This is a genomic window from Achromobacter sp. 1011811831 (assembly GCF_059760905.1).
The window spans coordinates 1-13711 of the sequence record NZ_JCBANG010000034.1; the positions used below are offsets into that span (position 1 = coordinate 1).

Sequence of the window (13711 nt, forward strand, 5' to 3'; positions counted from 1 at the left end):
TCCTGACGCTGGCCGCGTTGTTATTCGCGCTGGACCGTCTGTTCCCGCTGCCGCCGATCGATTCCGGCGGCGCCGCCGTGGTCGTCTCGGCCGACGGCACGCCGCTGCGCAACTATCCCAGCCGCGACGGCATCTGGCGCTATCCGGTCACGCCGGCCCAGGTGTCGCCGCGCTACCTCGAAACCCTGCTGACCTACGAGGACCGCTGGTTCTACTGGCACCCCGGCGTCAATCCGGTGGCGCTGGCGCGCGCCGGTTGGCAGTGGGCCACCAACCGGCGCATCGTGTCCGGCGGCTCGACGCTGACCATGCAGACGGCCCGCTTGATCGACCCGCAGCTGGCCGGCAAGCCGTCGCGCACGATCTCGGCCAAGCTGCGCCAGGCCTGGCGCGCCGTGCAGCTGGAAATGCACTACAGCAAGGACGAGATCCTGTCCCTGTATCTGACGCATGCGCCCATGGGCGGCATCGTCGAAGGCGTGGAAATGGGATCCCGTCTATGGCTGGGCAAGCCCGCCAGCGACCTGAGCCCGGCCGAGGCGGCCATGCTGACTGCCTTGCCGCAGGCGCCGTCGCGGCTGCGTCCCGACCGCCATCCGCAGGCGGCGCAGGTGGCGCGAGACAAGGTGCTGGACCGCATGGTCGAGCGCGGACGCTGGACGGCCGAAGAGGTCGCCGACGCCAAGATCGAGAACGTCATCGCGCCGCCGCTGCGGGCGCGCTGGCTGGCGCCGCTGGCCGCCCAGCGCCTGTTGCTGGAGGCGGGCGGGGCGCGCCGGCGTCCCGGCGAGCGTCCGCCGCTGGTCGCGTCCACGCTGGATGCGGACATGCAGGCTTCGGTCGAGCGCATGCTGCTGGACCGGGTCGACAATCTGCCGCCCAAGGTGTCCATGGCGGTGTTGGTCATGGACAACGACAGCCTGGAAATCAAGGCCTACGCGGGGTCGGCGGATTTTTCCGATGATTCCCGATACGCGCACGTGGATATGGTGCGCGGGGTGCGTTCGCCGGGTTCCACGCTCAAGCCCTTCCTGTATGCGCAGGCGCTGGACGAGGGGCTGATCCATTCCGAAAGCCTGCTGATCGACGCGCCGCTGTCCTTCGGCGGCTACGCGCCGGGCAATTTCCAGGCGGCCTTCTCGGGTCCGATCAGCGTGGCGCAGGCGTTGCAGCGGTCCCTGAATGTCCCGGCCGTGGACCTGCTGGACCGTGTCGGGCCGGTCAGTTTCGCCTCGGTTATGCTGGCGGGCGGGGTGCGCCTGCGCCTGCCGGCCGGCGCCGAGCCCAATCTGAGCTTGATTTTGGGCGGGGGCGGCACCACATTGGAAGAACTGGTGGGCGCCTACCGGGCGCTGGCGCGCGGCGGCCTGTCCGGGCGTCCCCGGTTGCGGCCGGAGCAGCCCCGGGTGGAGTCCCGTATGATGAGCGCCGGAGCCGCCTGGATTGTCCGCGACATCCTGGAAAGCGGCGGCCACCCCGACCGCCCGTTCTATGAATCGGGCAATCAGGGGCGGCGGCTGGCCTGGAAGACCGGCACCAGTTTCGGTTTCCGCGACGCCTGGTCGGTCGGCGTGACCGACAGATGGACGATAGGCGTGTGGGTCGGCCGTCCGGACGGCACGCCCAATCCGGGCTTTTTCGGCGCCAATGTGGCAGCGCCGTTGCTGCAGGACATCGTCGCGGCCCTGCCGGAAGGCGCGCCGCAGCCCCGGATCCGGCCCGCCACGGTGCAAGCCGTCGTGACGTGCTGGCCGCTGGGCTACCGGCTGGGCAGCGGCCCGACCGATGCCTGCCCCGAGCAGCGCGCGGCCTGGGCCCTGAACGACACGGTGCCGCCGTCCTTCGCCGGCTACGCCGACGTCACTCAGGGGCCGTTGCGGCTGGGCGGCGTGTCGGCCGGGGCGGTGCTGCGGCCCGTGCCGGGCAGCCGGCAGGTGGCGCTGGACGTGGACGCGCAGGGCGCCGAGGGTGAGGTATGGTGGATGCTGGATGGCCGGGTCGTCAATCACGGCGGGGCGGCTCATCCGTTTAAATTAGTGTTGGCGCAGGACGGCCGGTATACGCTTACGGTCATGGATACCAAGGGGCGCCACGATAGTGTGGTTTTTGAAATCTCTGGTGTTACGCCATGATCGGCATAGAATATGAATCGTGTATTTGACCGCTTCGATGCGTCATCGGAGGAAGCGTGATTTCTCAAGAGCTTGAAGTCAGCCTGCATATGGCTTTCGTCGAGGCCCGTTCGGCCCGGCACGAATTCATCACCGTCGAGCATCTGCTGTTGTCGTTGCTCGACAATGCTTCGGCCGTCGAGGTTCTGCGCGCCTGCGCCGCGAACCTGGACGACCTGCGCCGCAACCTGCGCCAGTTCGTCTCGGAAAACACGCCCGTGATTCCCAGCGGCGCGGAAGTCGACACGCAGCCCACGCTGGGTTTCCAGCGCGTGATCCAGCGCGCGATCATGCATGTGTCCGCAGGCGGCACCGGCAAGAAACCCGTCACGGGCGCCAATGTGCTCGTCGCCATTTTCGGCGAAAAGGACTCGCACGCCGTCTATTACCTGCAACAGCAGGGCGTGACGCGCCTGGACGTGGTCAATTTCCTGTCGCATGGCATTACCAAACAGCCACAGGTGGAGTCCGCCGCCGTGCAGAAAGAGCAGCAGAGCAACGGGGAAGACCAGGGCGAATCGCGCCAGTCGCCGCTGGATCAGTATGCCAATGACCTGAACGCCGCCGCGCTGGCCGGCCGCATCGATCCCCTGATCGGACGCGAGCACGAGGTCGAGCGCGTCATCCAGGTGCTGTGCCGCCGCCGCAAGAACAACCCGCTGCTGGTCGGCGAGGCCGGCGTGGGCAAGACCGCCATCGCCGAGGGCCTGGCCTGGCGCATCACGCGCGGCGAAGTGCCCGAGATCCTGCAGGCCTCGCAGGTCTACGCGCTGGACATGGGCGCGCTGCTGGCCGGCACCAAGTATCGCGGTGATTTCGAGCAGCGCCTGAAGGGCGTGCTCAAGCAGATCCGTGGCAATCCCGATGCCATTTTGTTCATCGACGAGATCCACACGCTGATCGGCGCCGGTTCGGCCTCGGGCGGCACGCTGGACGCGTCCAACCTGCTCAAGCCGGCGCTGTCCTCGGGCCAGCTCAAGTGTATCGGCGCGACCACCTACACCGAATACCGCGGCGTCTTCGAGAAAGACCACGCGCTGTCGCGCCGTTTCCAGAAGATCGACGTGCCCGAGCCCAGCGTCGAGCAGACCGTGCAGATCCTGCGCGGCCTGAAGAGCCGCTTCGAAGAGCACCACAACGTGCGCTATTCGTCGGCCGCGCTGTCGGCCGCGGCCGAGCTGTCGGCGCGCTACATCAACGACCGCCACCTGCCGGACAAGGCCATCGACGTGATCGACGAGGCCGGCGCCGCGCAGCGCCTGCTGCCGCGTTCGCGCCAGAAGAAGGTGATCGGCAAGGTCGACATCGAAAACATCGTTTCCAAGATTGCGCGCATTCCGCCGCAGTCCGTCTCCAACGACGATCGCAGCAAGCTCGCCACGCTGGACCGCGACCTCAAGACCGTGGTGTTCGGCCAGGACAACGCCATCGAGGCGCTGTCGGCCGCCATCAAGATGGCGCGCTCGGGCCTGGGCAAGCCGGAAAAGCCGATCGGCGCCTTCCTGTTCTCCGGCCCCACCGGCGTGGGCAAGACCGAGGTCGCGCGCCAGCTCGCCTTCACGCTGGGCGTGGAGCTGCTGCGCTTCGACATGTCGGAATACATGGAACGCCACGCCGTGTCGCGCCTGATCGGCGCGCCGCCGGGATACGTGGGCTTCGACCAGGGCGGCCTGCTGACCGAGGCCATCACCAAGCAGCCGCATTGCGTGCTGCTGCTCGATGAAATCGAGAAGGCGCATCCGGATGTCTTCAACATCCTGCTGCAGGTGATGGACCACGGCACGCTGACCGACAACAACGGCCGCAAGGCGGACTTCCGCAACGTCATCCTCATCATGACGACCAACGCGGGCGCCGAGACCCTGAACCGTCCGTCCATCGGCTTCGCCAATTCGCGGGTGGTGGGCGACGAAATGGCGGAAATCCGCCGCATGTTCACGCCCGAGTTCCGCAACCGCCTGGACGCGATCATTCCCTTCGCCGCGCTGGATCGCGAGATCATCCTGCGCGTGGTCGACAAGTTCCTCATGCAGCTGGAAGACCAACTGCACGAGCGCCGAGTCGAGGCCGTGTTCACCACGCGCCTGCGCGACCACCTGGCCAAGGAAGGCTTCGATCCGCTCATGGGCGCGCGTCCCATGCAGCGCCTCATTCAGGACACCATCCGGCGCGCGCTGGCCGACGAGCTGCTGTTCGGCAAGCTGGTCGACGGCGGCTCCGTCACGGTCGATCTGGACGAGTCGGGCAAGGTCACGCTGGATTTCGAGGACAGCGGCAAGCCGCCGTCCTCGGACGCGCCCGACAAGCAGGAAGTCGAACTGGTTGACTGATGGCCGCGGACAGCAGCCAGCCCCTGATCGAGTGCGAACACTGTGCCAGCATCTACCGCCGGCATGAACTCGATCATGGCGAAACCGCCAGTTGCACCCGCTGCGGCGCCACCTTGTGGCGCTACAGCGGGCTGAGCCTGTCCAACTGGCTGGCGCTGGCCATCACCGCGCTGATCGTCTTCGGCATTGCCAATGCCTATCCGGTCGCATCCATGTCCGTCCAGGGCATGTTGCAGCAGGCCTCCTTGCTCGATGCCGTCGCCATCACCTGGCGGCAGAACCACGAGATCGTCGCCGTGATGACCGGGTTGTCCGGTTTCGTGCTGCCTTTGTTGCAACTGTCCGTGCTGCTGTGGGTGCTGGGTCCCTTGTCGCAAGGGCGCGAGCCGCGCGGTTTCCATCCTGCCATGCGCCTGCTGGGCCTGCTGCGGCCTTGGTGCATGGTGCCGGTGTTCCTGCTGGGCGTGCTGGTGGCGGTGGTTAAACTGGCTGGCATGGCCGATGTTTCGCCTGGCATCGGCCTGGCTGGTTTCGGTATGTTGACCGTCCTGCTCACCATGCTGGGCCGCCTGTCGCCTCATGTTATCTGGCGCTACGCCGAGACGGCTGGCGTGGTGCCGGTGCATGTGCCGCAGGCCGGGCCTGACAGCGTACTGACCGGCTGTCATGTTTGCGGACAGGTCCAGGCGTTGCCGCGTGATGGCGATCCCGAGGCCGACCATCACTGCGTGCGCTGCCATGCTTTGGTCCACTACCGCAAGCCGGATCATCGGGCGCGCAGCTGGGCGCTGCTGCTGGCCGCTGTGGTGTTCTACATTCCCGCCAACGTGCTGCCGGTGATGCAGGTGCGCTCGGTGGTGGGGGGCGGCGCGCACACGATCCTGGGCGGGGTGGTTGAACTCTGGGCCATGGGATCCTGGGACATCGCGCTCATCGTCTTCATCGCCAGCGTGGCGGTGCCGCTGACCAAACTGCTGGCGCTGGTGCTGCTGCTGCTCACCGAGCAGTGGGGCAGTTCCACCAACTTGCGGCCGCGCACGCGCCTGTACCAGATGGTTGAATTCATCGGGCAGTGGTCGATGCTGGACGTTTTTGTCGTTATATTGCTGGCCGCGTTGGCCGATTTCCAGGGGTTGATGGAAATCAGCGCGGGCGGCGGAGCGGCGGCTTTTGGCGTCGTGGTCATCCTGACCATGCTGTCGGCCATGAGCTTCGACCTGCGCCGCAGCTGGGATCTGGAAGGCCATGCGGAGCTGGATGATGTACCGCTGATCGCGGGCGGCCACAAGCCGCCGGCGGCAGCAGCCGAACGTCAGGCATAGTCCCGGCGCGGCGCGCAACACAACAGGAAGAATCGATGTCCGAGCAAGCACCCGGCAAGGGCGATCCGAAGATCGCCGCGCCCACGATCACGCGCAAGCGCCAGAACCGGATCTCCTGGATCTGGCTGGTGCCCGTGGTCGCGGCCCTGATGGGCATGTCGCTGGTCGTGCGGACCTGGCTGCAGGCCGGCACCGACATTTCCATCACCTTCAATTCCGCCGACGGGCTGGAAGTTGGCAAGACCCGGTTGCGCTACAAGGACGTGAACGTCGGCACGGTGAAGTCCATCGGCTTCAATGAAGACCGCAGCAAGGTGGTGGTGACGGCCGAGCTGGCCAAGGAAGTCTCCGATCTGGCGCGCGACGGCACCAATTTCTGGGTGGTCAAGCCGCGCCTGGACGTGAGCGGCGTGTCGGGATTGGGCACCTTGCTGTCCGGCGCCTACATCGGCGTGGACGCCACGGAAGGCAAGCACAACGCCAGCAAGGCCACCAAGCTGGCATTCGAGGGGCTGGAGATCCCGCCCGCCGTGACGCATGACCGGGCCGGCAAGCGCTTCAAGCTCAAGGCCGACAACCTGGGCTCGCTGGATATCGGTTCGCCGGTCTACTACCGCCGCATCAACGTCGGCCGGGTCATCGGGTACGAGCTCGACAAGAGCGGTGATTCCGTGAATATCGAGGTCTTCGTCGACGCGCCCAACGATGCGTTCGTGACCAGCGGCACGCGCTTCTGGAATTCCAGCGGCGTGGATTTCAGCGTCAATGCGGACGGACTGAAGGTGCGCACGCAATCGGTGGTGTCGCTGCTGGTGGGCGGGGTGGCGTTCGAGCCGGTCTATACGGCGCGCGGCGCCAACAAGCCGGCGCTGGCGGATGCCGAGTTTGAACTCTATTCGACCGAGGCTCAGGCCAAGGCCAATCCGGATGGCGAGGCCTTCGACATACGGATGCGCTTTGACCAGTCGATCCGTGGCCTGGCCGTGGGCGCGCTGGTCGATTTCAGCGGCATCACGTTGGGCAACGTCACCGGCATCAACCTGGATTTCGACTCGGAGACCAAGCGTTTCTACTCAGTGGTCGACGCCACGCTCTATCCGGAACGCCTGGGCAGCGTCTATGACGAGGTCCACGGGCTGGCCGAGAAGGATGGCGACGTGGCTGGCGATCGCCTGTTGGGCGGCATGATCAAGCACGGGCTGCGCGCGCAACTGCGTCCGGCGAACCTGCTGACGGGCCAGTTGTACGTGAACCTGGACGTGTTCCCCAATGCCAAGCCCGTGGCGTACAAGCCATCCGTGCCGGCGATCATCCCGACCGTGCCGGGCAACCTGGACCAGCTGCAGCAACAGCTCAGCAACATCGTCAACAAGATCGAGAAGATTCCGTTCGACAAGATCGGCGAGGACCTGCGCACCACGCTGGCCAGCACTTCCAGGCTGATGAACCGCCTGGACAAGCAGGTGGCGCCCGAGGCGCAGGGCATGCTGAAGCAGGCCAGGGAGTCCATGGCCCGCATCAACGAGCTGCTGGCCTCCGACGGCGCGCTGCCGGTCAGCACCGAGCGCGCGCTGCAGGAACTGAACCGCGCCGCGCGGTCGCTGCGGTCGCTGGCGGACTTCCTGCAGGCCAATCCCGAAGCGTTGCTGCGCGGCCGCGGCAACGATCCCATCCCCGGCGCTGGCCCGGTCAAGAACTGATGCCCATGAACATGATGCCCAAGCCGTTCTTCCTGCGCATCGCCGCGCCCGCACTGGTCTTGGCCGCCGCCCTGGCGGGCTGCGGCTCGGCGCCCGTGCATTACTACACGCTGTCCGCGCCGGCGGGCGCCGCGTCGGCGGCCGCTGGCGCGCAGGCGGCCTATATGATCGACGTGCTCCCGGTCAGCGTGCCCACGCCAGCCGACCAGCCCCAGCTCATGGTGCGCAATGGCGACGGCAGCGTCTCGGCGCTGTATTCCGAGCGCTGGACCGCGCCGCTGGCCGACGAGGTCCGGGGCGCGCTGTCGGACGCGCTGCAGCGCGAGCTGGGCGCGCTGGATGTACGCGTGGTGAAACCCGCTTCCGGCGCGGCGGTGTGGCGGGTGCAGACCGATGTGCAGCGGTTCGACCTGTCGCCCGGCTCGGCCCAGCTGGACGCCACCTGGCGCGTCCGGCCGGTAAACCTGAAGGGCAGCGGGCTGATCTGCCGCACGGTGGTCGACGAGCCGGTATCGGGGCAGGGCGCCTCGGCGCTGGTCGCCGCGCAGCAGCGCGCCTTGTCCAAGCTGGCGGGCGTGATGGCGTCGGCCATCCGCGGCCGCCAGACGCCGGACGGCGAAGGCGTGCGCAGCGTAGGCTGCGCGCCGTTGAAAGAGTGAATCCGGGGCCGGATCTCGGCCCGGAAACTTCCGCAATCTCAGATAGTTAACCTAGGGTTAACCTTAATATCTGGCGGGTTGCAACCTGATTAGCATACGGTCCAACCATTTTCCGGGCTCCAACAGGGGCCTGGTGACCCTTGCCATGCGACAGGAAGCAATCTCTTATGGCCAGCACGACCCTCGGCGTCAAAGTCGATGACGCACTGCGCGACCGCCTCAAGACGGCCGCGCAAAAGCTCAACTGCACGCCGCATTGGCTGCACAAGCAGGCGATCCTCGCCTATCTGGACAGGATCGAGCGCGGCCATCTGCCCGCCGAGATGTCGCACCTGGGCGGCGAAGAGGGCGCCGAGGACGAGGCGGGCGAAGGCCAGGCCATCGCCACGCCGCCGTTCTACGAGTTCGGCCAGGACGTGCAGCCGCAATCGGTGCTGCGCGCCGCCATTACCGCCGCCTATCGCCGGCCCGAGCCGGAATGCGTGCCGCTGCTGCTGGGCCAGGCCCGCATGCCGAACCTGGACAAGATCCGCGGCATGGCCACGGACCTGGTGAAGAAGCTGCGCGGCAAGCGCACGGGCGGTGGCGTCGAGGGCCTGATCCAGGAATTCTCGCTGTCCAGCCAGGAAGGCGTGGCGCTGATGTGCCTGGCCGAAGCGTTGCTGCGCATTCCCGACCGCGCCACGCGCGACGCGCTGATCCGCGACAAGGTCTCGCGCGGCGACTGGAAGTCGCACATGGGCGGCTCGCAGTCCCTGTTCGTCAACGCCGCCACGTGGGGCCTGATGATCACCGGCAAGCTGGTGGCCGTGAACAGCGAGCAGTCGCTGTCCAAGGCGCTGACGCGCCTGATCGGCAAGGGCGGCGAGCCGCTGGTGCGCAAGGGCGTGAACATGGCCATGCGCATGATGGGCGAGCAGTTCGTGTCGGGCCAGACGATTTCCGAGGCGCTGGCCAACAACCGCAAGATGGAAGCGCGCGGCTTCCGCTATTCCTACGACATGCTGGGCGAGGCGGCCACCACCGCCGAGGACGGCGACCGCTATTACGCGTCCTACGAGCAGGCCATCCATGCCATCGGCAAGGCCGCCGCCGGCCGGGGCATCTATGAAGGCCCGGGCATTTCCATCAAGCTGTCGGCGCTGCATCCGCGCTATTCGCGCGCCCAGCGCGAGCGTGTCATGGCCGAGCTGCTACCGCGCGTGAAGGCGCTGACCGCGCTGGCGCGCAGCTACGACATCGGCCTGAACATCGACGCCGAGGAAGCCGACCGCCTGGAGATCTCGCTGGACCTGCTGGAGGCGCTGTGCTTCGCGCCCGAGCTGGACGGCTGGAACGGCATCGGCTTCGTGATCCAGGCCTACCAGAAGCGCGCGCCCTTCGTGATCGACTACGTGATCGACCTGGCGCGCCGCAGCCGCCACCGCGTGATGGTGCGCCTGGTCAAGGGCGCCTATTGGGACAGCGAGATCAAGCGCGCCCAGGTCGATGGCCTGGAAGGCTATCCGGTCTATACCCGCAAGATCTACACCGATGTCGCCTACCTGGCTTGCGCCCGCAAGCTGCTGGGCGCGCCCGAGGCCGTGTATCCGCAGTTCGCCACGCACAACGCCTACACGCTGTCGGCCATCTATCAGCTGGCCGGCCAGAACTACTACCCCGGCCAGTACGAGTTCCAGTGCCTGCACGGCATGGGAGAACCGCTGTACGACGAAGTGGTCGGCCCGCTGGCGCAGGGCAAGCTGAACCGCCCGTGTCGCATCTACGCGCCGGTGGGCACGCACGAGACGCTGCTGGCCTACCTGGTGCGCCGCCTGCTGGAGAACGGCGCCAACACCTCTTTCGTGAACCTGATCGGCGACGAGAGCATCCCGGTCGAGCTGCTGGTGTCCGATCCGGTGGACGCCGCCTCGCGCGTCGTGCCGCTGGGCGCGCCGCACGAGAAGATCCCGCTGCCGCGCGAACTGTTCGGCAATCTGCAGGAAGGTGCGCGCGCCAACTCCGCCGGCCTGGACCTGAGCAACGAGCATCGCCTGGGATCGCTGTCGGCCGCGCTGCTGGCCAGCGCCGGCATGACCTGGCGCGCCGGCCCCATGCTGGGCGAGGGCGCCCAGGCCTGGGACGCGGCGCGCGCCGTCGAAGTGCGCAACCCGGCCAATCTGCGCGACCTGGTCGGCCATGTGGTCGAGGCCAATGCCGAGGAAGCCGAGGCCGCGCTGCGCATCGCGGCCAATGCCGCGCCCATCTGGCAATCGACGCCGGTGGCCGAGCGCGCGCAATGCCTGCGCCGCGCCGCGCAACTGCTGGAAGAGCAGATGCAGACGCTGCTGGGCCTGATCGTGCGCGAAGCCGGCAAGTCGCTGCCCAACGCCATCGCCGAGGTGCGCGAGGCCGTCGATTTCCTGCGCTACTACGCCGACCAGGCGTCGCGCGAGTTCGGCAACGACACGCACCGCCCGCTGGGCACTGTGCTGTGCATCAGTCCCTGGAACTTCCCGCTGGCCATCTTCACCGGCCAGGTCGCCGCCGCGCTGGCGGCCGGCAATACCGTGCTGGCCAAGCCCGCCGAGCAGACCCCGCTGATCGCGGCCCAGGCCATCGAGATCCTGCGCGCCGCAGGCGTGCCGGCCGGCGCCGTGCAGCTGCTGCCGGGCCGTGGCGAGACCGTCGGCGCGCAGCTGGTGGCCAGTCCTGGCGTGCGCGGCGTCATGTTCACCGGCTCGACCGACGTGGCGCGCATCATCGCACGCGCGCTGGCTGATCGCCTGGACGACGACGGCCACACCATTCCGCTGATCGCCGAGACCGGCGGCCAGAACGCGATGGTGGTGGATTCGTCGGCGCTGGCCGAGCAGGTCGTGTTCGATGTGCTCAGTTCGGCCTTCGATTCGGCCGGCCAGCGCTGTTCGGCGCTGCGCGTGCTGTGCATCCAGGAAGACAGCGCCGACCACGTGCTGACGATGCTGCGCGGCGCCATGCGCGAACTCAGCGTGGGCAATCCCGATCGTCTGTCTGTGGATGTGGGGCCGGTGATCGACGCCGAGGCCCGCAATGGCATCGTGCGCCACATCGACGCCATGCGCACCGCCGGCCGCCGAGTGGACCAGCTGGAACTCAATGGTGAATGCCGCCACGGCACCTTCGTGCCGCCGACCATCATCGAGATCGGTCACATCAGCGAACTGAAGCGCGAGATCTTCGGGCCGGTGCTGCATGTGGTGCGCTACAAGCGCGAGGAACTGGACGCGCTGCTGGAGGCCGTCAACGGCACCGGCTACGGCCTGACCTTCGGCGTGCATACCCGCATCGATGAAACCATCGCGCACGTGACGGGCCAGGTGCATGCCGGCAACGTCTACGTCAACCGCAACATCGTCGGCGCGGTGGTGGGCGTGCAGCCCTTCGGCGGCGAATGCCTGTCCGGCACCGGCCCCAAGGCCGGCGGCCCGCTGTACATGTACCGTCTGCTGGGCACGCGCCCGGCGGGCCTGCCGCCGGCGCTGGATCCAGCCGCGCCGCTGCCGCAGCGCATCGCGCTGCCCGGTCCCACGGGCGAGACCAACACCTATCTGGTCGAGCCGCGCGGCGCCGTGTATTGCGTGGCGGCCAGCGAGGCCGGCGCGCGCGCGCAATGGGCGGTGGCCCGGCAGACCGGCAACCATGCCTGGTTCGCCGATACGCCGGCCGCGCAGGCGCTGCTGTCCGGGCTGGATGCCGAGCAGCAGGGGCAGGCGGGCATCCTGGCCGATGCCGACGTCGACCACGCTGATTTCCAGGCGGTGCTGTTCGAGGGCGACGGCGACGCGCTGCGCGCGCTGAACCAGCGTATCGCCCAGCGCGCCGGTCCGATCCTGGCCGTGCATGGGTTGACCTCGGACGCGCTGGCCGCGGGCACGGCCTATGCGCCGGAGCGCCTGCTTGCCGAGCGTTCCGTCAGCGTCAACACGGCCGCTGCCGGCGGTAACGCCAGCCTGATGACGATCGGTTGAGGTGACTGGTGGGTAACCTTTGGGTGACCAAGGGTTATCTCCAATATCGAATGAGGTTGCACTCGAAGCAAAATCCGGTCGCACCTCAAGTGGGGATGCCGCAAACCGGCATCCCCTTTCTGTAGAAAGCTGCAGGCGCCGATCCCGGAGAACCCGGGCGGCGTGGAAGTGAAAAAACGAAAGCCGGGCTATCGGCCCAGGTTATAACAGGCCATAAATCCGACATACCGGAGGACCCCTATGAAGTTCCGCACCACTTTGAAGCTTCTTTCGGCCAGCATCGCCGCCGTCGGCATGGCCGCCGCCGCGCAGGCCGCCGACATCAAGCTCGGCTTTGCCGCGCCGCTGACCGGTCCGCAGTCGCATTACGGCGAGGACATGCAGAACGGCCTGAACCTGGCGCTGGAAGAAGCCAACCAGAAGGGCATCAAGATCGACGGCAAGCCCGCCAAGTTCGTGCTGGTGTCGCGCGACGACCAGGCCGACCCGCGCGTGGGCGTGCAGGTCGCGCAGCAGCTGGTCGACGAAAGCGTCGTCGGCATCCTGGGTCACTTCAACTCGGGCACCACCATTCCCGCTTCGCGCGTCTACCACGAAGCTGGCCTGCCGCAGATCGCCATGGCGACCTCGCCGGAGTACACCAAGCAGGGCTACGAAACCACCTTCCGCATGATGACCAGCGACACCCAGCAGGGCGCCGCGGTCGGCAAGTTCATGGTGCAGAGCCTGAAGGCCAAGAAGGTCGCCATCATCGACGACCGCACCGCCTACGGCCAGGGCCTGGCCGACGAGGTCGAGAAGGCCGTCAAGGCCGCCGGCGGCCAAATCGTGCGCCGCGAGTACACCACCGACAAGGCCAACGACTTCACGGCCATCCTGACCAACATCAAGGGCTCGGCGCCCGACGCCATCTTCTACGGCGGCCTGGACGCGCAGTCCGGCCCGATGAAGCGCCAGCTGGCCACGCTCGGCCTGAAGGCCCCGCTGGTCTCGGGTGAAATGACCCGCAGCGACACCTTCATCAAGCTGGCCGGCGACGCCGCCGACGGCACCTACGCCTCGCTGGCCGGCGTGCCGCTGGACAAGATGGCCGCGGGCAAGGACTTCGAGCAGCGTTATCAGGCCCGCTTCAAGAAGGCTCCCGGCGTTTACGCGCCCTACGCCTACGACGGCGCGTGGAACATGATCACCGCCATCGAGCAGGCCGGCTCGGCCAAGCCCGAGAAGTACCTGCCGGCGCTGGCCAAGCTGAGCCGCAAGGGCGCCACCAGCGAGAACATCGCCTACGACAAGAACGGCGATCTGAAGGAAATCTCGGTCACCATCTACGAAGTCAAGAACGGCAAGTGGGAGATGGTTGAAACGATGGTCAGCCAGGCCAACTAAGGCCGGATGACCGAGGCGGGCGGCGCTCCCCGCGCCCTCCGCCCGCTTTGCACCGGCAGCGCCGCCAGGCGCTGCCGCGCGCAGCCCGGCACGGGCTTCGACGCCCCATCCGCGCGGCTCGCGCGATTTTTTCCAGGCTTATTCTGCGGCCCCT

At 67.4% G+C, this 13711-nt stretch carries 7 protein-coding genes; all 7 read left to right on the forward strand.

Annotated elements, in window-relative coordinates; all coding sequences use genetic code 11:
- Nucleotides 1-2: 2 nt before the first annotated feature.
- The 7 genes from pbpC to AC6LJ9_RS14830 all read left to right on the forward strand — a co-directional run bounded on the left by pbpC (nt 3) and on the right by AC6LJ9_RS14830 (nt 13557).
- Complete coding sequence (gene pbpC / locus AC6LJ9_RS14800) at nt 3-2132, forward strand: penicillin-binding protein 1C (RefSeq protein WP_498148139.1); 2130 nt, start codon at nt 3-5, stop codon at nt 2130-2132.
- 56 nt (nt 2133-2188) lie between these two features.
- Nucleotides 2189-4501 (forward strand): ATP-dependent Clp protease ATP-binding subunit ClpA, encoded by a 2313-nt coding sequence (clpA, locus tag AC6LJ9_RS14805; protein WP_212317415.1) that lies wholly within the window; start codon nt 2189-2191, stop codon nt 4499-4501.
- Complete coding sequence (locus AC6LJ9_RS14810; RefSeq protein WP_498148140.1) at nt 4501-5823, forward strand: paraquat-inducible protein A; 1323 nt, start codon at nt 4501-4503, stop codon at nt 5821-5823. Before clpA ends, AC6LJ9_RS14810 begins: the two co-directional genes overlap by 1 nt.
- A 35-nt stretch (nt 5824-5858) precedes the next feature.
- Nucleotides 5859-7523 carry a PqiB family protein gene (locus AC6LJ9_RS14815; protein WP_498148141.1) on the forward strand — a complete coding sequence of 555 codons (1665 nt, stop codon included), beginning with the start codon at nt 5859-5861 and terminating at the stop codon, nt 7521-7523.
- A gap of 5 nt (nt 7524-7528) precedes the next feature.
- The gene (locus AC6LJ9_RS14820) at nt 7529-8182 is read left to right on the forward strand and encodes a PqiC family protein (RefSeq protein WP_498148142.1); all 654 of its coding nucleotides are present in this window, start codon (nt 7529-7531) and stop codon (nt 8180-8182) included.
- A 167-nt stretch (nt 8183-8349) separates the two neighbouring features.
- The gene (gene putA / locus AC6LJ9_RS14825) at nt 8350-12171 is read left to right on the forward strand and encodes a trifunctional transcriptional regulator/proline dehydrogenase/L-glutamate gamma-semialdehyde dehydrogenase (protein WP_498148143.1); all 3822 of its coding nucleotides are present in this window, start codon (nt 8350-8352) and stop codon (nt 12169-12171) included.
- Between the two features lie 240 nt (nt 12172-12411).
- Nucleotides 12412-13557: a branched-chain amino acid ABC transporter substrate-binding protein gene (locus AC6LJ9_RS14830; protein ID WP_212318435.1), complete on the forward strand. Its 1146-nt coding sequence runs from the start codon at nt 12412-12414 to the stop codon at nt 13555-13557.
- Nucleotides 13558-13711 lie beyond the last annotated feature (154 nt).

Coding starts and splice junctions, on each gene's coding strand:
- AC6LJ9_RS14810 (WP_498148140.1), top strand. CDS start 4,501: ATGGCCGCGGACAGCAGCCAGCCCCTGATCGAGTGCGAACACTGTGCC.
- AC6LJ9_RS14820 (WP_498148142.1), top strand. CDS start 7,529: ATGAACATGATGCCCAAGCCGTTCTTCCTGCGCATCGCCGCGCCCGCA.
- putA (WP_498148143.1), top strand. CDS start 8,350: ATGGCCAGCACGACCCTCGGCGTCAAAGTCGATGACGCACTGCGCGAC.
- AC6LJ9_RS14815 (WP_498148141.1), top strand. CDS start 5,859: ATGTCCGAGCAAGCACCCGGCAAGGGCGATCCGAAGATCGCCGCGCCC.
- AC6LJ9_RS14830 (WP_212318435.1), top strand. CDS start 12,412: ATGAAGTTCCGCACCACTTTGAAGCTTCTTTCGGCCAGCATCGCCGCC.